Annotated in this window: 19 protein-coding genes and 2 pseudogenes; 4 read left to right on the forward strand and 17 right to left on the reverse strand. The window is 70.1% G+C overall.

The features are described 5' to 3' along the window. Nucleotides 1–294 precede the first annotated feature (294 nt). The 7 genes and pseudogenes from QF030_RS22205 to QF030_RS22235 all read right to left on the reverse strand — a co-directional run. Nucleotides 295–834: pseudogene (locus tag QF030_RS22205) on the reverse strand (recombinase family protein); the annotation flags it as partial. Then, nucleotides 750–1,181, reverse strand: a complete 432-nt coding sequence (locus tag QF030_RS22210) for a VOC family protein (protein WP_307164395.1) — start codon at nucleotides 1,179–1,181, stop codon at nucleotides 750–752. The gene QF030_RS22210 and the pseudogene QF030_RS22205, both read right to left, overlap by 85 nt. A gap of 39 nt (nucleotides 1,182–1,220) precedes the next feature. Continuing rightward, nucleotides 1,221–1,964 (reverse strand): SDR family oxidoreductase, encoded by a 744-nt coding sequence (locus tag QF030_RS22215; RefSeq protein ID WP_307164396.1) that lies wholly within the window; start codon nucleotides 1,962–1,964, stop codon nucleotides 1,221–1,223. 84 nt (nucleotides 1,965–2,048) lie between these two features. After that, the gene (locus QF030_RS22220) at nucleotides 2,049–3,158 is read right to left on the reverse strand and encodes an NADH:flavin oxidoreductase/NADH oxidase (RefSeq protein WP_307164397.1); all 1,110 of its coding nucleotides are present in this window, start codon (nucleotides 3,156–3,158) and stop codon (nucleotides 2,049–2,051) included. Between the two features lie 57 nt (nucleotides 3,159–3,215). Beyond that, nucleotides 3,216–3,650 carry an SRPBCC family protein gene (locus QF030_RS22225; RefSeq protein ID WP_307164398.1) on the reverse strand — a complete coding sequence of 145 codons (435 nt, stop codon included), beginning with the start codon at nucleotides 3,648–3,650 and terminating at the stop codon, nucleotides 3,216–3,218. After that, nucleotides 3,650–4,051 carry a RidA family protein gene (locus QF030_RS22230; RefSeq protein ID WP_307164399.1) on the reverse strand — a complete coding sequence of 134 codons (402 nt, stop codon included), beginning with the start codon at nucleotides 4,049–4,051 and terminating at the stop codon, nucleotides 3,650–3,652. The genes QF030_RS22225 and QF030_RS22230 overlap by 1 nt, the downstream gene beginning before the upstream one ends. 52 nt (nucleotides 4,052–4,103) lie before the next feature. Beyond that, nucleotides 4,104–4,754 carry an NAD(P)H-binding protein gene (locus QF030_RS22235; RefSeq protein WP_307164400.1) on the reverse strand — a complete coding sequence of 217 codons (651 nt, stop codon included), beginning with the start codon at nucleotides 4,752–4,754 and terminating at the stop codon, nucleotides 4,104–4,106. 89 nt (nucleotides 4,755–4,843) lie between these two features. On the opposite strand from QF030_RS22235, the gene QF030_RS22240 reads away from it, so the two are divergent. After that, a complete protein-coding gene (locus QF030_RS22240) occupies nucleotides 4,844–5,521 on the forward strand; it encodes a GntR family transcriptional regulator (RefSeq protein ID WP_307164401.1) in 678 nt (225 codons plus the stop codon). Nucleotides 5,522–5,564: 43 nt separating this feature from the next. On the opposite strand, the pseudogene QF030_RS22245 reads toward QF030_RS22240, so the two are convergent. Further along, nucleotides 5,565–5,810: pseudogene (locus QF030_RS22245) on the reverse strand (DUF4158 domain-containing protein); the annotation flags it as partial. Between the two features lie 302 nt (nucleotides 5,811–6,112). On the opposite strand from QF030_RS22245, the gene QF030_RS22250 reads away from it, so the two are divergent. Beyond that, complete coding sequence (locus QF030_RS22250) at nucleotides 6,113–6,610, forward strand: MarR family transcriptional regulator (RefSeq protein WP_307164403.1); 498 nt, start codon at nucleotides 6,113–6,115, stop codon at nucleotides 6,608–6,610. Nucleotides 6,611–6,860: 250 nt separating this feature from the next. On the opposite strand, the gene QF030_RS22255 is transcribed toward QF030_RS22250, so the two are convergent. The 4 genes from QF030_RS22255 to QF030_RS22270 form a co-directional block, all read right to left on the reverse strand. Continuing rightward, nucleotides 6,861–7,679 (reverse strand): ABC transporter permease, encoded by an 819-nt coding sequence (locus tag QF030_RS22255; RefSeq protein ID WP_307164404.1) that lies wholly within the window; start codon nucleotides 7,677–7,679, stop codon nucleotides 6,861–6,863. After that, nucleotides 7,676–8,662 carry an ATP-binding cassette domain-containing protein gene (locus QF030_RS22260; RefSeq protein ID WP_307167652.1) on the reverse strand — a complete coding sequence of 329 codons (987 nt, stop codon included), beginning with the start codon at nucleotides 8,660–8,662 and terminating at the stop codon, nucleotides 7,676–7,678. The genes QF030_RS22255 and QF030_RS22260 overlap by 4 nt, the downstream gene beginning before the upstream one ends. Before the next feature lie 74 nt (nucleotides 8,663–8,736). Beyond that, nucleotides 8,737–9,585 (reverse strand): DUF4097 family beta strand repeat-containing protein, encoded by an 849-nt coding sequence (locus QF030_RS22265; protein ID WP_307164405.1) that lies wholly within the window; start codon nucleotides 9,583–9,585, stop codon nucleotides 8,737–8,739. Between the two features lie 104 nt (nucleotides 9,586–9,689). Next, nucleotides 9,690–10,205 carry a toxin-antitoxin system HicB family antitoxin gene (locus QF030_RS22270; protein ID WP_307164406.1) on the reverse strand — a complete coding sequence of 172 codons (516 nt, stop codon included), beginning with the start codon at nucleotides 10,203–10,205 and terminating at the stop codon, nucleotides 9,690–9,692. A 345-nt stretch (nucleotides 10,206–10,550) separates the two neighbouring features. Here QF030_RS22270 and QF030_RS22275 point away from each other — a divergent pair, with 345 nt between their 5' ends. Continuing rightward, the gene (locus QF030_RS22275) at nucleotides 10,551–11,588 is read left to right on the forward strand and encodes a dioxygenase family protein (protein ID WP_307164407.1); all 1,038 of its coding nucleotides are present in this window, start codon (nucleotides 10,551–10,553) and stop codon (nucleotides 11,586–11,588) included. A 51-nt stretch (nucleotides 11,589–11,639) separates the two neighbouring features. Here QF030_RS22275 and QF030_RS22280 read toward each other — a convergent pair whose 3' ends face one another. Together QF030_RS22280 and QF030_RS22285 are read right to left on the reverse strand one after the other, a co-directional pair. After that, on the reverse strand, nucleotides 11,640–12,317 hold the full coding sequence (locus QF030_RS22280; protein WP_307164408.1) for a hypothetical protein: 678 nt from the start codon (nucleotides 12,315–12,317) through the stop codon (nucleotides 11,640–11,642). 70 nt (nucleotides 12,318–12,387) lie between these two features. Continuing rightward, the gene (locus QF030_RS22285; RefSeq protein ID WP_062644937.1) at nucleotides 12,388–12,753 is read right to left on the reverse strand and encodes a PH domain-containing protein; all 366 of its coding nucleotides are present in this window, start codon (nucleotides 12,751–12,753) and stop codon (nucleotides 12,388–12,390) included. Nucleotides 12,754–12,980: 227 nt separating this feature from the next. Between QF030_RS22285 and QF030_RS22290 the strand changes: the two genes are divergently transcribed. Beyond that, nucleotides 12,981–14,324, forward strand: coding sequence for a pectate lyase family protein (locus QF030_RS22290; protein ID WP_307164409.1), 1,344 nt, complete (start codon nucleotides 12,981–12,983; stop codon nucleotides 14,322–14,324). 91 nt (nucleotides 14,325–14,415) lie between these two features. Here the strand turns inward: QF030_RS22290 and QF030_RS22295 are convergent, their stop codons facing one another. The 3 genes from QF030_RS22295 to QF030_RS22305 form a co-directional block, all read right to left on the reverse strand. Continuing rightward, nucleotides 14,416–14,907 carry a hypothetical protein gene (locus QF030_RS22295; RefSeq protein WP_307164410.1) on the reverse strand — a complete coding sequence of 164 codons (492 nt, stop codon included), beginning with the start codon at nucleotides 14,905–14,907 and terminating at the stop codon, nucleotides 14,416–14,418. Nucleotides 14,908–15,082: 175 nt separating this feature from the next. Beyond that, complete coding sequence (gene metG / locus QF030_RS22300; RefSeq protein ID WP_307164411.1) at nucleotides 15,083–16,699, reverse strand: methionine--tRNA ligase; 1,617 nt, start codon at nucleotides 16,697–16,699, stop codon at nucleotides 15,083–15,085. Nucleotides 16,700–16,782: 83 nt separating this feature from the next. Beyond that, nucleotides 16,783–18,741, reverse strand: a complete 1,959-nt coding sequence (locus tag QF030_RS22305; RefSeq protein WP_307164412.1) for a VWA domain-containing protein — start codon at nucleotides 18,739–18,741, stop codon at nucleotides 16,783–16,785. Nucleotides 18,742–18,859: the final 118 nt, after the last annotated feature.

Consider the following 18,859-nt stretch of genomic DNA (forward strand, 5'->3'; position numbering starts at 1 on the left):
CTCAGACACCAGCCGCGAAGTAGCGGGGTAACCACGTGCTCGCCGCCGTGGCGGCCCGTTCGTCGTGTTCACGCAGCATCCGCATGACGGTGGCGGGCGAGGGGTGCCGGCCCCGCTTCGCGCCCCTGGCGATGACGAGCCGCCTGGCGTGTCGCGCAGGCTCATCTCCTGGTCGCGTAGGTGCAGGGCCATGGACGGCATGGGTTCGTCCGCGACGCCGGCGCCGCCGATGGTCTTGCCGCGCTTACGCGCGGACTCGTGACCTTCCAGGGTGCGGTCCCGGATGTACTCGCGCTCCATACCGGACATGGCCGCGAGCACGGTGAACACGATGCCGGACGGGTCGTGCGAGCCCTTCAGTTCCCCGGTGAGGAACTCCAGCCCGACGTCGCTCGCCTTCAGCTCCTCGGCGAGCATGGCGAGTTCGATACCGCGGCCGAGTCGCTTGTGTTCGTGGACGACGAGGGTGACAGCGACGCCGGAGGAGCGGACCTCACCAGCAAGCTTTACGGCGGCCTCCAGCTCGGGGCGCTTGGTCGCACGGGTGGAATTCTTCTCCGAGAAGACCCGGGTGCCCCCGGCCTCGGCGAGGGAGTCGAGCTGTGCGTGGAGGGATTGCCGGGCGGTCGAGGCGCGGCGTATCCGAGGCGGACGTGCCCGACCGGTTCGGCGCCGGCGCTGAAACAGAGGCTGCCCGATGGGATAGATGGGCAGCCCCTCTGAAATCCTTCCACCGTCCAGAGAGGATGTCAGGCGGCGAACACTTGGGAGTCGTCGGCGAACGCCTTGAACTCCAGGGCGTTGCCGGCAGGGTCGAGCAGGAACATCGTCCACTGCTCGCCGGCCTCCCCCGCGAAGCGCACGTAGGGCTCGATGACGAAGTCGGTGTCCGCGGCGCGCAGCCGGTCGGCGAGCCGGTGGAAGGCGTCGACGGTCAGGATCAGCCCGAAGTGCGGTACCGGGACGTCGTGGCCGTCAACCGGGTTGTGTATCCGTTCGGCGCGGGCCGGGGCGAGGTGGGTGACGAACTGGTGGCCGTGCAGGTTCCAGTCCACCCAGGTGTCGGCGCTGCGGCCCTGCTCCAGGCCGAGGATCCCGCCGTAGAAGCGGCGGGCGGCGTCCAGGTCGTCGACCGGGACGGCGAGGTGGAAGCGGGGAATGGGGGAGGCAAGACCGAACATGGGTGGGGTTCCTTCCGTGCGGCGTGGAGTGCCTGGCGCTTACCAGTTCTGACGGGTGGGGGAAATGATCAGGTCGTTGACGGTGACGTCGGCGGGCTGGTCGAGGGCGTAGACGACGGCTTCGGCAATGGCCTCGGGGCTGATGGCGATGGTGTTGAGCTCCTGGGCGGCCTTGCGTCCGGCGGGGTCGGTGACCTTGTCGGCCCAGCCGGTGTCGATGACGCCTGGGCTGATCGTGGACGCCTTGATGCCCTCGCGGACGCCGAGTTCCCTGCGCATGGACTCGGTCATGGCCTGCACGAAGAACTTCGTCGCGCTGTAGACACCGGCGCCATCGCCGACCTGGTGTCCGGCTACCGAGTCCATGTTGAGGATGTGGCCGGACTTCTGGCGGAGCATCACGGGCAGGACGGCGTGGACGCCGTTGAGGTAGCCGCGGATGTTCACGTCGAGCATCCGGTTCCAGTCGTCGAGCGCTCGGTCCTTCCAGTACGAGAAGAGCATCAGTCCGGCGTTGTTGATGAGTACGTCGATCCGCCCGTACGTGTCGACGGCGAAGTCGGCCAGCGCCTGCATGTCCGCGGCGTCGGTGACGTCGGTGAGCCGGGCCGTGGCAGTGCCGCCGGCCTTCTCGATGTCGGCGACCAGATGGTCGAGGTCTTCCTGGCCGCGGGCGGCGGCGACCATCGTGGCGCCGCGGGCGGCGAGGGCCTTGGCGCTGACGGCGCCGATGCCGGAGGAGGCGCCGGTGATGACGACGACCTTGTCCTGTAGGTGGTTCATAGGGATCTCCCCGTGCGGTGGTGCAGCACGCTTCCCCTGGTGAGGGCGGCGCCGCGGAGGCTGTGGCGGTACGGGGTGGGGAGGTCAGTGCTTGGGGCGCTTGACCACGTAGGCGTACTGGTCCGGCCAGTTCGGCTCGGCGCCGAGCGTGAGCGCGGCGTGCTGGGCCCAGTAGGGGTTGCGGAGCAGTTCGCGGCCGAGGAAGACCGCGTCGGCCTGCCCGCTGGTGAGGATCTCCTGCGCCTGCTTCGGCTCGGTGATGATGCCGACGGCGGCGGTGGGGATGCCGGTGGACTGTCGGGCCTGGGTGGCGAAGGGGACCTGGTAGTTGGGTCCGGCGACGATCCTGGCGTCGCGGACCATGCCCCCGGTGGACACGTCCAGCAGGTCGACGCCGCGGGCCTGGAGTTCCTTGGTCAGACGCACGGTGTCGTCCCCGGTCCAGCCCTCGCGGGTGTCCTCGGGGTTCTCGGTCAGCCAGTCGGTGGCCGAGGCGCGGAAGAACACCGGCAGGTCCTCGGGCCATACGGCGCGGACGGCGTCGACCACCTCCAGGGCGAAGCGGATGCGGTTCCCGAAGCTGCCGCCGTAGGTGTCGGTGCGGTGGTTGGCGGCCGGGGAGAGGAAGGAGTTGATCAGGTAGCCGTGGGCGCCGTGCACCTCGGCCACCTGGAATCCGGCGGCCAGCGCGCGCCGCGCGGAGTCCGCGAAGTCGCGTACGAGCTGCTGGATCTCCTCCACGGTCAGCTCGTGCGGGACGGCGAGTCCGTCGTAGGCGATCGCGCTGGGGGCGACGGGCCGCCAGCCGCCCTCGGACTCGCTCAGGTAGCGGTCGGACAGCCAGGGCTTGTCCACCGACGCCTTGCGGCCGGCGTGCGCGAGCTGGATGGCCGGGACGGCGCCGTGGGCCCTGATGGCCGCGGTGATGCGGGTGAACGACTCCTGCTGGCGGTCGTTCCACAGGCCAAGGTCCCAGGGGCTGATGCGCCCGTCGGGCCGCACGCCGGTGGCCTCGGCCATGACCAGGCCCGCACCGCCGGCGGCGCGCGAGGCCAGGTGGGTGAGGTGGAAGTCGGTCGGCGCACCGGTGTCCGGGCCCTCGGGGGCGGCGGAGTACATACACATCGGGGACATCCAGACCCGGTTGGGTATCGACAGGGATCGCAGGGTGAGGGGGGTGAACAGGGAACTCACGCGGGGGCGCTTCTTTCGTGATCGGTGTCGTCGGACCGGGGCGGCTGCCGTCCGGTGTCAGGCGAGGAGCATGTGGAGGCCTGCGAGGGCGGGGGCGTAGGCCGCTTCGAGGACCGTGGCGGCTTCCTGGGCGGTGGTGCCCTGGGCCGGGTCGAAGGTGGCGCGCCAGCTGAGGAAGGCGCCGCCGGTGTCGGCGACGGGCTGGACGTGCAGCGTCGAGCGGTAGCCGCGGACCGGCAGCGGTGCCTCGACGATCTCGTAACTCAGCTTCCGGTCGACCTCGTCCAGGCCCACGAGCCGTTCCCGGTAGATGCTGCCGTCCACCCCGGTGAGAAGGCGGACCGCACCAGGGGTAAGCCCGTTGCCGCCCCCGGTGATCTCGCTCGCCCGGATGGCCGGGTGCCAGTCGGGCAGACCGTTGAACTGCCGGACGACCGCCCATGTCTGGTCTGCGGAGCTGGTGAAGACGGAGCTCCAGTACGCCTGCGCCATCAGGCGGGCAGACGGGTGTCGAGGACGAAGTTGGTCTCGATGAGCTGACCGGGGAAGAACAGCGAGGCCACGCCGATGGTGCTGCTGGTGGGGCGGTGGTCGCCGAAGTAGGCCAGGTTGGCGGCCGCCATCGCGTTGTTGTACTTCGGCAGGTCCACGATGTACTGGGTCTCGGAGACGACCTGGTTGCGGGTGGCGCCGTAGTGGGCGAGGACCTTCTCGAGGTTGGCGAAGACCTGCGCGGTCTGGGCCTCGAAGTCGTCCGCGTAGAGGAAGTTGCCCTCGTCGTCGTGGGAGAGCTGGCCCGAGACATAGACCGTGTGCTCGACCTTGATGGCCTGGGCGAAGCCGAACTCGCGCTCGCCCGAGACGCCGTGGCTGTAGGAATCGATGGCAGTCATGGTGGTTGTCCTTCTCTGGTGTGGGATGCGGGGGTGGGTGGGGGCGCCGGGCTCAGGAAGCCAGGCGGGCGACCGCGTCCGCGACGGGGGTGTCGCCGGAGGTCAGCTCGACGACGACGCGGCTGAGGGCGGGCTCGTGCAGAGCCCCGTCGATGAACGCGGCGACATCGTCGCGGTGCACGTCGCCGTACTCGACGGCAGGCCTGGCGGTGACCCGGCCGCTGCCGGGGGTGTCCAGCAGGGTTCCGGGACGGACGATCAGCCAGTCGAGGTCGGTGCGCGCCAGATACACGTCGGCGCTCTTCTTGACCTTGATGTAGTGCTCGAAGTCCTCACCGGCCTCGCCGCCGCGCAGCGCATCGGGGAAGACCGAGACCAGGACGAACCGTGTCACCCCGGCGGCGGCAGCCGCGTCGGCTGCCTTCTCCAGGCCTTTGCCGTCGATGAGGGTGGTCTTGTCCATGCCGGTTCCGTGGGCGCCGGCCGAGAACACCACCGCGTCGTGCCCGGCCAGCTTGCCCGCGAGCTCTTCCACGGAGTCGGCGATCAGGTCGCCGGTCACCGGCGTCGCACCGGTCGCGCGGATCGTGTCGGCCTGGGCCGGGCTGCGGTGCATGCCGGTCACCTCGTCACCGCGCTCGGACAGCAGGCCGGCGAGCCTCCTGCCGACACCTCCGGCGGCACCGATCTGGAACACCTTCATGGAAATCGTCTCTTTCCTGGCCGGACGACCGGCCACCCGCTTGTCCTAATGTTGACATTACGACAACAGGGGAATGTTAACATTGCGACATGGAGCAGATGCAAGTCACAGACGCGGTGGCCCCCGCCCGCCGTCGCGGACTGGCCGACGAAGTCGCCGACCGGATCCGGGAGGCGATCTTCAGCGGCGCGTACGCCCCCGGGGCACCGCTGCGCGAGGTCGAACTCTCCGGCGTCCTGCAGGTCAGCAGAGGTCCGGTGCGTGAGGCTCTGCGCGTACTGGAGCGCGAGGGACTCGTGCACTGCGCCTGGCACCGCGGCACCGTCGTCACCACGCTGTCCGCCGAGGATGTCGCCGAGCTCGACAGTCTGCGCGGCGCGCTCGAGGACCTCGCCGTCCAGCAGGTCATCACCCACGCGTCCGAGGAGGACCTCGCCGCCATCGAGAAGGCAGCCGGCCTGATGGAGCACACGACGGACCCGCACGCCATGGTCCGCCTGGACATCGCCTTCCACGACACCGTCTTCGCCGCCACCGGCCACCAGCGCCTCGCCGCGGCCTGGGAGTCCATCCGCTGCCAGGTCCACCTGTTCCTGCTGACCCGCATCGGCCTCAGCACCGAGGGCTACCTCGGCTGCATCCCCCAGGAGCACCACGCACTGGCCGCCGCCCTGCGCGCCCGCGACCGCCAGGCCGCCCTCCCCCTCTTCGCCGCCCACCGCCGCCACGCGGTGGACGTCGTCGCAGGTACGCCGAACCCAGCCTGAGGACCGGTCCGTCGCTCTGGGCGCCGACCAGCGTGTACTTCGCGAAGTCGGTGGCCGGGACCTTCACCGGATCGACGACGTACCCCACCACGGCTGACGGGACCTCTTCCAGCACATCGGGGAACCGGACGTCCAGGTCGAAGAACTTCAGCAACAGGCTGAAGCCGAGCCGGGTCGTCCCGCTCTTGTTCGCCACCAGGTCCCCGTCGCCGTCTACCAGCGTCCAGTTCGCCAACAACTCCTCTGGCGACCACTCCTGCCGCACATCCGCCCCTTTGGCCTCGATCACCCGATCAGGCCAACGCCGGCGCCAAGGACCGGGAACGGCGCGCGTTCGGCCACCCGAGAGCTACTTTGCGGCTGGTGCCTTAGCTAGGGCGCCGGGGCCGTATCCGCGGAAAACGGCAGTCATCGCCACGGCAGTCATCGCAAGGGCAGCCGTCGCAACAGGCAGCCATCAGAACGGCAGCCTCACAAATTAGTAGCCATGGACATAGTAGCCAAGTACTCTATTCGTCATGGGCAGGGTTTCACCTCGCCCGTGCGTACTCCAGCCGTACCGGACGACGAGAGCACTCAGGGGGCAACACCATGACCACCACCGCGTCAACCACCGCATCCACCACCACCGAGCCCGCCACCACCGAGCCCGTCACCGGCCCCCTCGCCGATGCCCGCGCCCTCGGCCTGGCCCACTACGCCGCCCGCGGCGTCCTGGAGCACGTCCTGGCGCGGCACGGCATCACGTTCCAGCAGCAGGTCGCCTTGCGCGCCGCCCTCGGCGCCGACACCCCGCAGACGCCGGACGATCTCGTCAGCCAGGTCCAGGGCTCCCTCAAGGCCGACGCGGCCGCCATCCGCGCCACTCTCGACGAACTGCTGGCCAGGCAGTTGCTCGTCGCGGACGGCGCGCACGTTCGTCCCACGGATGCGGGGCGTGAGCTGACGGCCGCCGTCGGCGCGGAGACCGCCCCCGTCAGCGCCCGCGTCTGGGGCGGGATACCCGCCGCGGACCTGGCCGCCGCCGGCCGTGTCCTCGCCCTGGTCACCGAGCGGGCCAACGCCGAACTCGCGGCGCTGTCCGCCTGAATGCCTGTCCGCCTGACCGGGCCCGAATGCCTGACCGTCCGGCTGTCTGACCACCCCGGCCCGGCCGGCCGGTGCCGCAGGCCTTCTGGCCGGGGCCTTCCTCCACGCCGACAGCTCCACCCCACACACCCCACCCGACACCCGTACGCCGGTACCGCCGAGGGAACGGCTGCGGGGCGGCGTACGCCGACGTGGTGTCGGAGTGCGCCGCCCCGGAGCGGGACGAGTGCTGTGACCGGTTCCTCTCCCGTCACTTCGGGTCGCGGTCGAAGAGCGACCGGGACCAGAAGTAACCGAGTACGGCGAGACCGAGGCACCAGGCGACGGCGAGCCATCCGTTGTGGCCGATCTCGCTGCCGAGCAGCAGGCCGCGCAGGGTTTCGATGGCCGGGGTGAAGGGCTGGTACTCGGCGATCGGCTGGAACCAGCCCGGCATCGCGTCGACCGGGACGAAGGCGCTGGAGATGAGCGGCAGGAAGATCAGCGGCATGGCGTTGTTGCTGGCGGCCTCGGCGTTCGGGCTGGACAGGCCCATCCCGACCGCGATCCAGGTGAGCGCCGTGGCGAAGAGCACGAGCAGCCCGAACGCGGCCAGCCACTCCAGGGCCGTGGCGTCGGTGGACCGGAACCCGATGGCCACCCCGACGACTCCCACGACGATCACGCCGGCGACGCACTGGAGCACGCCGCCGACGACGTGTCCGAAGAGCACGGATCCGCGGTGGATCGCCATCGTGCGGAAGCGGGCGATGATGCCCTCGCTCATGTCCATGGCGACGGACACCGCGGTGCCGATCGTGGTGGAGCCGATGGTCATCAGCAGCAGGCCCGGGACGATATAGGCGATGTAGTCGGACCGGTCCGCTCCGCCGCCCCCGATGCCCGCGCTCATCGCGCCACCGAAGACGTAGACGAAGAGCAGCAGCAGCACGACCGGCGTGAGCAGCAGGTTCAGCGTCATCGACGGGTAGCGCCGGGCGTGCAGGAGGTTGCGGCGCAGCATCGTGGACGAGTCGCGCACGGCGAGGGAGATCCGGGCCGGGCGGGCGGGAGCCGGGGGAGTGCTCATCGGACGTTCTCCTTGGACTGGTGGGGGACGGTGGTGGAGCCGGTCAGGGCGAAGAAGACGTCGTCGAGGTCGGGGGTGTGCACGGTCAGCTCGTCGGCCTCGATACCGGCCGAGTCCAGCCGGTCGAGGATCGAGCGCAGCTCACGCTGGCTGCCGTCGCTGGGGATCTGCAGGGCCAGCGCCTCGTCGTCCCGGGCGACTTCGCGCAGGGCGGAGGCGGCGCTCCGGTACGTGGCCGGGTCGGCGAAGCGGAGCCGGACATGGCCGCCGGGGACGAGCCTCTTCAGTTCCTCGGCGCTGCCCTCGGCGGCGATCCTGCCGTCGTTGAGGACGGCGATGCGGTCGGCGAGTTCGTCGGCCTCTTCCAGGTACTGGGTGGTGAGGAAGACGGTGACGCCGTCGGAGACCAGCTCGCGGATGATCTGCCACATGTTGTGCCGGCTGCGCGGGTCGAGGCCGGTCGTCGGCTCGTCGAGGAAGATGATCCGCGGGCTGCCGACGAGCGTCATGGCGATGTCGAGACGGCGCTTCATTCCGCCGGAGTAGGTGGCGGCGGGCTTCTTCGCGGCCTCGACCAGGTCGAAGCGCTCCAGCAGCCCGGCGGTGATCCGCCGCCCCTCCGCCTTGGACAGGTGGTGCAGGTCCGCCATGAGGAGCATGTTCTCCTCACCGGTGATCAGGCCGTCCACGGCGGAGAACTGACCCGTCACGCCGATCGCGGCACGTACCCCGTCCGGTGCCGTGGCGATGTCGTGGCCCGCTACCTGGGCCTGGCCGCCGTCGGCGCTGATGAGCGTGGAAAGGATCTTGACGGCGGTGGTCTTGCCGGCGCCGTTCGGCCCGAGGAGCGCGAACACGGACCCGGCGGGGATGAGCAGATCGATGCCGTCGAGGACGGTCTTGTCACCGTACGACTTGCGCAGACCGATGGTGGAGACGGCGATGGGCGACGGGTCACGGTGACTCGGACTGGACGTGGGCATGACAGAAGAAGGCATGGGGCCCTCCGTTCGAAGGCTGAAGTGGGCGGGGGACGGGGCCGGTCGGGAAGGCGTGCTCAGGCCTTGGCGCGGCGGATGTGGATGTTGCCGTACCGGGTGCGGGCGCGGATCTTGACGGTGTCCTCGGTCTTCTCCGGGGACTCGGACGCGGTGAGCGTGTTGCGCACCTGGCCGGAGTCGGAACTGACGTCGAGCCAGGCGGCCGTGCCCTCGCGGATGCCGACGTCGATGGCGCCGTAGGAGGTCTCCAACTGGACGGTGCCGCGAACCACTTCGCCCACCCGCAGGGTGCCGTGGGCGGTGGTGGCGGTGACCGAGTCCTCGGCGCGCGTGATGTCGATGTCACCGTTGGCGCCGCTCACGCGCAGCTCGCCGGTCACGGCGCCGACGGTCGTGCTGCCGTGCGAGTTCTTCAGGACGGCGGGGCCGTCGACGAAGCCGACGCGCATGCTGCCGGAGCTGGCGGTGATCTCGGCGGAGCCCTCGACGTGGTCCACGGTGATCGTGCCGTGCGCCGCGGTCAGCTCCAGCGGGCCCGTGGTGTCGAGGCGGACGTCGCCCGCCGAGTTCTTGACGCGGACCTCGCCGAGCCGGCCCTCGCCGATCACCTGGGTCCAGGCGCCGGTCGTGTCGATCCGTGAGCCCGTGGGCAGGTCGACCGTCACGTCGACGGTGCCCGTGCGGCCGAGTCCGAACAGCGTGGGCTTGGGCGTCCTGATGGTCAGGACTCCGCCCGCGTACGTGACCTCGGTCTGGGCGGCCACCCGTGTGTCCAGGTCCTTCTCCGGGTCGCGGGGCCGCACCTCGACGACGGTGTCGGAGCGGTCGGACGCGGTGAACTGGAGGGAACCGGCGTCCACGCGTGCGGTGACCGAGATCGCTTCGGGAGTGTCGAAAGAAGGCATGGCTGTCCCGTCCTCATGGGTCTTCAGGGCGTCCCCGCTGGTGGGACGTGGTGAATGAAGTGGTGCGGGTGCGGGTGCGGTGGTGCGTGCGGGCGGGAGCGGGGCTAGCGCACCCAGCCCGTGAAGCTCTGTCCGAGTGTCTGGGTCTTCTCCGTCGTGCGCGGTTGCCGCGGGCCGCCGTCGACCGCGGCCGACACGGCGCGCACCAGCCAGGCGTTGACCGACAGGCCCTCCCGGGTCGCGGCCTCCTCGGCGCGGGCCTTGAGGTGGGCCGGCAGGCGCAGGTTGACGCGGGCGGTACCGCCCTCGTCACCGTCGGCCGGGGCCTTGAGCGGTTCGGCGGGCGCGACCGGCTCCACGATGCCGCGCTCGCCGCCGGCCGGGAGTGTCACCACGAAGTGGGGGTCGAGCCCGCGCAGCCGTACGTCGACCGAGCCGGGGGCGAGATCGCGGGTGATCTCGTCCGTCGCGGCGGAGAGCACGTGGAGCATGGTCAGCCGGGTCGCCGACTCCAGAGGAGCGGTGAGCCTCTCCGCCAGCTCGCGTGCTTCGTCACCGCCGGCTTCGGCGGCCACCGCGAGTTCGCGGCGGAGAGTGTCGACATACGGGGTGAGGTCCATGACGCCATGATGGCACCACAATGGCGCCATGTGCAAGCGGTGGAGTGTCTTTCTTGGACGGCCGGTCGCTATGACTGCTCTGACCTGCGAAAATGTGATGGCACCCGATGGGGTGACTGTGGCGCCATCTCTGTTCAAGTGTCCGTGATGGCACCGAAGTGGCGCCGAGTGGCACCGAGTGGCACTGAATGATGCCGGGGTGGCGCCGGGTGGTGTCCGATGGCACCGCTTGGTGCCGAGCGGCCCCGGTCGGGGCCGGGCCCCTCCCGGCGCTTTTTGCCTGCGCTTGGAATTCCACAGGTCGTTCCCACGCCTGTGACAGGCCCGCCTCCTAGCTTCGCGGCCATGACGGGAAACTCAGGAAACACAGCAAACACAGCCGGCACCGAGAACGACCAGCAGGGCCCCCGGCACAAGCGTGATCTGACCCGCCGCAAGGTGGTCGTCGCCGGTGCGGGCGCGGCCGTCGCCGTCGGGGCGGGCGGGGCGCTCGCCGCCGGCGCCTTCGCCGGGGAGAAGAGCGGGAGCAAGCCCAAGGCCACCGCTTCCGCCGGTGCCGGGGAGGTCTGCTACAAACTCACCTCCGAGACCACCGAAGGCCCGTACTACATCGACGCGGACAAGATCCGCCAGGACATCACCGAGGACAAGGAGGGCATCCCGCTCACCCTCGCCCTCAAGGTGATCGACTCCGAGACCTGCAAGCCCCTCGCGAACGCCGCCGTCGATGTCTGGCACTGCGACGCCCTCGGCATCTACTCGGGTTACGAGAGCCTCTCCACCGGCGGTGGCGGCGGTGCTCCCACCGACGCGCCCTCCGGCACCCCGACCGGTACGCCGACCGACGTGCCGACCGGAGTCCCGACCGGCGAGCCGCCGGCCGGTGGCGGCGGTGGCGGCGGGCACGAGGAGCCCACCGACGACGAGCGCTATCTGCGCGGGACCTGGAAGACCGACCGGCAGGGACGCGTCACCTTCAAAACGATCTTCCCGGGCTGGTACCGCGGTCGCACGGTCCACATCCACACCAAGGTGCACGTCAACGGCGAGTGGACGGACGCCGGTTACGAGGGCGGCAACACCTGCCACACCGGCCAGTTCTTCCTGGACGAGGAGTCCGTTCTCGCCTCGGCCGAGGTGGCGCCGTACTCCACCAGCACCACCGAGCGCACCACGCTCACCGAGGACACGATCTACGACCAGAGCGGCGTCCAGGGTGGTCTGCTCAAGCTGAAGTACGACAAGAAGAACATCGCCAAGGGTGTCGTGGCTTCGATCACGATGGGTGTCGAACCCGACGCCACCCACGACGGCACCGACGACGCCGTCCAGCCGGGCGCGTCCGCGACGGCGTCGGCCGAGGCGTCGGCCTCCGCGAGCTGATCCGTGCAGTGGGGGCGCACCGCTCGGGACGGGGCGTACCGGTCGGTCGTCTCACTCGTCCGGTGACGCCCCCTCCTCCAGCAGCCGCTCCGCGATGTCCGTCGACCAGCTCTGGGCCCACGCGCGCACCTCCGTGAGCTGGTCCTCGGTCAGGCCGTACGCCGTGAACGCCGAGTCCGGATAGTGGTCCGTACCCGTCAGCCGGGTCTGGAGGGTGGGCAGGTCGAAGTCGTCACGGGCGTGACGGCGGGCCAGTTCCTCCAGGTCGGGGTGGGTGAAGAGGGCCGACGCCGCCCTCGCGTCGATCAGGTCGACGGCCAGACCGCGGTCGTAGAGCGCCCGGACCTTCGTGCCCACCGCGTCCGGGAGAGCGAGCGCCGGACCGTACGGGGTGGGCACGGGCGGGCTCCAGAAGGTCTCCTTGTGCAGGGCCAACCGGAGGACCGTGTCCGTGGTGCGGTCCAGCACGGCCAGGTGCGCAGACAGCGGATCCGCGTCCCGGACCGTCGCCCGGTGGCTGCCCCGGGCGGTGAGCGCCACGCCCAGCTCCTCGGCCAGCCGGGGCATCGGCTGCGCGCTCTCCGTCGCCAAGTCCACGTTCGCGTGCGGGCGTTGGAGCAGCTCGTGCGCCTGGAGCGCGTAACCGCCCGCGAGGGCCCAGGGGGAGCCGGCGGCGGCCACGTCGACGACCTCGGCGAGGAGCCGGAGGTGGGATTCGAGAAGGTCCACCGAGTAGTCGTACCAGGTGCGGTGACCGGACCGCGGCCCGAGGCGGTGAACGACGGGTTGAACGCGGGCGCTACTTCGCGACGAACTGCGTGAGGATCGCCTGCACCTCGTAGATGTCGACCCCCTTGGTGAACGTCTTCTGGATCGGCACGGACGAGCCGGACACCCAGATCTTCAGCTCGGCGTCCAGGTCGAAGGTGCCGGCCGTCTCCACCGCGAAGTGCGTGATGCTGCGGTACGGAATGGAGTGGTACTCGGTCTTCTTGCCGGTGATTCCCTGCTTGTCGACGAGGATCAGCCGGCGGTCCGTGAACAGGATGGTGTCGCGGATCAGCAGAAAGGCGGCCTGCACATGCTCGCCCTGGCCCAGCAGCCGGGCGTAGTCCTGCTGCGCCTGCGCCGGGTCGATCGGGTGTGCGTTGCCGAAGAGTGCCATGGAAGATCCCCCAGTTGACGATGACGCCGATCCATGTGTGGTGATCCCTCCCCGGAGGGAGGTGTTCGTCCCCGATGCGCACCTTAAGGGGGAGGTGGGGGAATCGTGAAGGAGTTTGATCGAGTCGCGGAGGGGGCGACGGAAAAAATCCTCTTCGCGCGGCAACTCTTCACGTGGCGGCGACCACTGACAGGACGTAAGTCCGTTCCTCCCCGTAAGGATCCCCCGTGGCAGCTCCCTCCCACCGCCGGTCCCTCCGCTCGCGCCGCGTCCTCGTCGTCTCCGCCGCCGCCGTGGCCGCGGCCGTCGGCGCCGGTGTCGTCGTGATGAACGCGAACGCCGGGACCGTCGACCTGTACCACCAGACGCTCGCTGCGAAGGACGGCTGGGCCTCCTCCGGCACGGGCACCACCGGTGGCACCAAGGCCGACGCCGCGCACACCTTCACGGTGTCCACCCGCGCCCAGCTGGTGAAGGCGCTGGGGTCCGCCTCCGACACCACCCCCCGGATCATCAAGGTCAAGGGCACGATCGACGCCAACACCGACGACGCGGGCAAGAAGCTGACCTGCGCCGACTACGCGTCGGGCACGGGCTACTCGCTGTCCGCCTATCTGAAGGCGTACGACCCCTCCTCGTACGGGACCTCCAAGCTGCCCTCCGGCACCCAGGAGAAGGCCCGCGCCGCCGCGCAGACCAAGCAGGCGAAGAACATCGTCTTCAAGGTGCCCGCCAACACCAGTGTCGTGGGTGTGCCCGGCACCAACGCCGGGATCTCCGGCGGCATGCTCCAGATCCAGAACGTGGACAACGTCGTCGTCCGCAACCTGACCTTCGGCGGCACCGAGGACTGCTTCCCGCAGTGGGACCCGACGGACGGCGACGACGGGAACTGGAACTCCAACTACGACTCCGTCACCCTGCGCGGGGCGACCCACGTGTGGGCCGACCACAACACGTTCACCGACGCGCCGCACCTCGACAGTGCCAACCCCACGTACTGCGGCCGCGAGTACCAGATCCACGACGGCGCCCTGGACATCACCAAGAGCTCGGACCTGGTGACCGTCTCGCGCAACCAGTTCACCAACCACGACAAGACGATGCTGATCGGCAGCAGCGACAGCGAGCCCAGCGGCAAGCTGCGCGTCTCCATCCACCACAACATCTGGAAGGGCATCGTCCAGCGCGCCCCGCTGGCCCGGGTCGGCCAGGTGCACATCTACAACAACTACTACGACGTCACGACCCTCAACGGCTACGCGACGCAGTACAGCATCAACTCGCGCGCCAAGGCCCAGGTCGTCGCCGAGAACAACTACTGGAAGGTCCCGGCCGGCGGCAAGGTCGCGAAGCTGCTCAGCGGCGACGGAACCGGCGCGGTCAAGGGCTCCGGCAACCTCGTCAACGGCATGGTCACCGACGTCGTCGCCGCGTACAACGCCGCCTCGTCGAAGGACCTGAAGACGACGGTCAACTGGACCCCGGCCCTGACGGCGGACCTGGAGACGTCGGCGAAGAACCTGCCCACGACCCTGGCGACGACCACGGGCGCGAGCGTCCTGAAGTAACACCCCCGGACACGCGAGGGCCGGGTGACCACGAGCCCCCGGCCCTCGCGTTCACCAGCCGTCGGATGCCGACAGGTGCCGTCAGGTGCCGTCAGGTGTCGTACGTGCCGTCCCATGGTTCGGCGAAGGCCAGGCGGTCGGGGTAGAGCTCCGCCCAGGTCTCGGGGGTGCCGTCCTCGTCCTTGTCCTCGCGGATCACCAGGCCGAACAGCACGCCTTCGAAGGTGAGCCGGAAGGGGCGGACCGCGATGTCCGTGTAGGAGCGGCGGGGCAGGCTGCGCAGGAGGGTCGCCAGGCGGACGCGGGCCCGGGTGAGGGCCGAGTCCTCGCCGTGCGGGTTGCGCTGCTGCTGCGCCCAGGTGCCGGCACACCAGATGTCCGAGTCGCGGTAGTGGCCCTCGGCGTCGAAGGTGTGCAGCACGGTGTAGAGGCGTTTGTGCTCTTCCCAGCCGTCGTCGAGACGGAACCCTTCGGGGAAGGCGTACGTGACCGACGCGAGGAACTGGCCGTCCGCGTACCGCCCGATGGACTCGGTGCGGTGCTTCGGCTCGTAGGCGATCGGGATGACGTTGGGGACTGCCATGGCGGAAACCATACGGCTTGGCGGGAACATGCCGGAGTCGGGGGAACCTCTACGGCTCTTCCTCCGCGTCCTCCGACCAGGGGCCGTCTTGCACCGCGCCCGTTCTGCACCGGCCGCCTTGCGACCAGGGTCCGGGAGGCCGTACGTCCCGGACCCGTGGTCGGCCGTCCGCGCGCTACGCGGTCGGCTTCTCCTCCAGGCGCGGGAAGAGAACCGCTCCCTTGGTGACCGTCGTACCGGCCGGGAGGATGCCCCAGGCGCCGGCCTCCTGGACCCGCTGGTCCGCGAGAGCACCCAGGACCGCCTCGGCGCCGAGCGAGTCCCAGAGCTTCTGGGAGGTGTCCGGCATGACGGGGTTAAGCAGCACGGCGACCGCGCGCAGCGACTCCGCGGCGGTGTAGAGGATGGTCGCGAGGCGGGCCCGGCCCTCGGCCGAGTCGTCCTTCGCGACCTTCCACGGCTCCTGCTCCGTGATGTAGCCGTTGACCTGCTTGACGAAGTCGAACACGGCCAGGATGCCGCCCTGGAAGTCCAGCTCCTCACCGATCTTCCGGTCGGCCACCGCGACCGCGGTCGCCAGACCGTCGTGCAGCGCCTTCTCGGCCTCGCTGTCGGCGGCGGCCTCGGGCAGGACGCCGTCGAAGTACTTGCCGACCATGGCGGCCACCCGGGAGGCGAGGTTGCCGTAGTCGTTCGCCAGCTCGCTCGTGTAGCGGGCGGAGAAGTCCTCCCACGAGAACGAGCCGTCCTGGCCGAAGGCGATGGCGCGCAGGAAGTACCAGCGGTACGCGTCCACTCCGAAGTGCGAGGTCAGGTCCTGCGGCTTGATGCCCGTCAGGTTCGACTTCGACATCTTCTCGCCGCCGACCATCAGCCAGCCGTTCGCGGCGATCTTCCCGGGCAGCGGGAGGCCCTGCGCCATCAGCATCGCGGGCCAGATCACCGCGTGGAAGCGCAGGATGTCCTTGCCGACCAGGTGGACGTCGGCCGGGAAGGTGGCCTCGAACTTCTCCTGGTTCTCGTTGTAACCGACCGCCGTGGCGTAGTTCAGCAGCGCGTCGACCCACACGTAGATCACGTGCTTCTGGTCCCACGGGATCGGGATGCCCCAGTCGAAGGTGGAGCGGGAGATGGAGAGGTCCTGCAGGCCCTGCCGGACGAAGTTCACGACCTCGTTGCGCGCGGACTCGGGCTGGATGAAGCCCGGGTTCGCCTCGTAGAGGGCGAGGAGCTTGTCGCCGTACGCGCTCAGCTTGAAGAAGTAGTTCTCCTCGCTGAGGATCTCCACGGGCTTCTTGTGGATGGGGCACAGCTTCTGACCTGCGAAGTCGCCCTCACCGTCGAGCAGCTCGCCCGGGAGCTTGTACTCCTCGCAGCCGACGCAGTACGGGCCCTCGTAGCCGCCCTTGTAGATCTCGCCCTTGTCGTACAGGTCCTGCACGAACTCCTGGACGCGGTCGGTGTGCCGCTGCTGCGTGGTGCGGATGAAGTCGTCGTTCGCGATCTCCAGGTGCTCCCAGAGGGGGCGCCAGGCCTCGTCGACGAGCTTGTCGGCCCACTGCTGCGGGCTGACGCCGTTCGCCTCCGCGGTGCGCATGATCTTCTGACCGTGCTCGTCCGTGCCGGTGAGGTACCACACCTTCTCGCCACGCTGGCGGTGCCAGCGGGTGAGCACGTCGCCTGCGACGGTCGTATAGGCGTGGCCCAGGTGAGGAGCGTCGTTGACGTAGTAAATGGGGGTGGAGACGTAGAACGCCTTGCCACCCTGCTTCTCGGTTCCAGTGGCCGCCATGCCCGAAATCCTACTGGGCCCGCGAAGATCCACTCACATGCGTTTCGGGGGGTGGACGTGTCTCTCCACCCCCCGAAGGGGGCCTACGGGCGCCAGCCGGCCAGTACGCCCTCGTAGAGCTCGGCGTCCGTCAGCTCGCGCGGGGTCGGGCCCGCGTGGAAGAAGGACGTGTTGGGGGTCTTCAGCTTGCGCAGGTAGTCGAAGGCCTTGTTGTCGTGCTCGCCGAAAGCGACGAAGGAGAAGAAGACGGCGGGGTGGTTCTTCGCCGCGTCGGTGAGGGACTGGGTGGCCGGGGTCTTCGCGTCCGGGGCGCCGTCCGTCTGGAAGACGACCAGGGCGGGGGTGTCCGCGGCTTCCTTCTCGTGGTGGCTGAGGACTGCTTCGACCGCTGCGTGGTAGCTGGTACGGCCCATGCGGCCGAGCCCTGCGTGCAGGTCGTCGATCTTGTTCTCGTGGTCCGTGAGGGTCAGCTCGCCGGTGCCGTCCAGCTCCGTGGAGAAGAAGACGACGTGCACCTTCGCCTCGGGGTCGAGGTGGGCGGCGAGGGCGAGGGTCTGCTCGGCGAGGGCCTGGGCGGAGCCGTCCTTGTAGTACGGGCGCATGCTCGCGGAGCGGTCCAGTACGAGGTAGAGCTTCGCTCGGGTGCCGGTGAGGTTCGTCGACTCCAGGGCGGTGGCCGCGGCGGCGTAGGCGGTGCCGAGGCCGGCGGGGAGGGCCGGGGCGGGGACAGGGGCGGGGGCCGGTGCCGGGGCCGGTGCCGCCGGTGCCGGGGCCGGTGCCGGGGCGGGAGTGGCCTCCGGCTTGGTCTCGGGCTCGGCTTCGCCTTCGGCCTTGGTGTCGTCCTCGGCTTCGCCTTCGGCCGAGTCGTTCCCACCCGCACCACCCGTGCGGGTTTCGTTGTCGGCCGCGAGTGGCCCCTGCGGGGCGTCCTCGCCGTCGGCGGCCGCGGCCCCGTCGGCCTTCGCCGCAGGCTCGTCGGCCTTCGCCGCGGCCTCGGCGCCCTCGGGCTCGGCCTTGACCTCGTCGCCCTCGGGCTCGTCGGTATCCGCTGCGGGCTCGGCGACCTCGGCGTCGGCCTCGGCCTTGACCTCGGGCTCAGCCGCGACCTCAGCCTCGGGCTCAGCCGCGACCTCAGCCTCGGGCTCAGCCGCGACCTCAGCCTCGGGCTCAGCCGCGACCTCAGCCTCGGGCTGGGCCTCGGCGGCCTCAGGCTCGGCGGGGGCAGTGGCCGGCTCCGGTGCGGCCTCGGGCGCGGGCTCGGCCTCGGGCTCAGCCGCGACCTCAGCCTCGGGCTGGGCCTCGGCCTCAGCCTTGATCTCCGCCTCGGCGGCCTCGGGCTCGGCGGGGACAGTGGCCGGTTCCGGTGCGGCCTCGGGCTCGGCGGCTGTTTCCACTGCGGGCTTCTCCGCCGCCGGCTCGTTCTCCGGCTCGGCCACCGGCTCCGTGTCGGCCGTCGTCGGCGTCTCGGCCTGGGGTTCCGCTTCAGCCGCGGTCTCCGCGGCTTCTGCGGTCTCTGCGGTCTCCGCGGTCTCTGCGGTCTCCGCGGTCTCTGCGGTCTCTGCGGTCTCTGCGGTCTCCGCGGCCTCTGCGGCTTCCGCGGCTTCCGTTGTCGGCTCGGCGTCCGCTGCCGCTTCGGCGGCCTCGGCCTCTACGGCCTTGGCGGCCTTGGAGGCCTTCGCGGTCGCTTTGTCCGGCTCGGCCGTGGGCGTAGGCGTGGGCAGGTCCTCGGTCGACTGGGCCGGCTTCGGGACCGCTACGTTGTCGAAGGCTGCTGAGACGAGGTCGTGTTCGTCCTGGGATGCCGGGCGGGGTTCCGGGACCTGGGCCGTGGGGGTGGCCCTCGGGGTGGGTTCGGGGGAGGGGGAAGGGACCGTCGGTGCGGAGGCCGGGGTCGGCTCGGGGGCAGCCCCGTTCGACTCCTGGTCCCGCTCCTCGGAGGCGGTCTGTTCCTGCGAAGGAACCTGTTCCGCACCCTCTGCCTCGGCGGCCCGCTCCTTGCGTGACCGCCCGAACGCGTTCCGCAGGAGAGTGAGAATGCCCATGTGCGCAACCCTTCGCGTGAGTTGAAGCCCGTAATCCCTGGCCAGGACGGACACGTAAGGTTAGCGGCCCTCGGTGGTGATCTTGGGCAGGGGTGAGTGTAAGGAATCCAGGTGTGTC

It is taken from the genome of Streptomyces rishiriensis, assembly GCF_030815485.1.
In the GTDB taxonomy this organism is placed as follows: domain Bacteria; phylum Actinomycetota; class Actinomycetes; order Streptomycetales; family Streptomycetaceae; genus Streptomyces; species Streptomyces rishiriensis_A.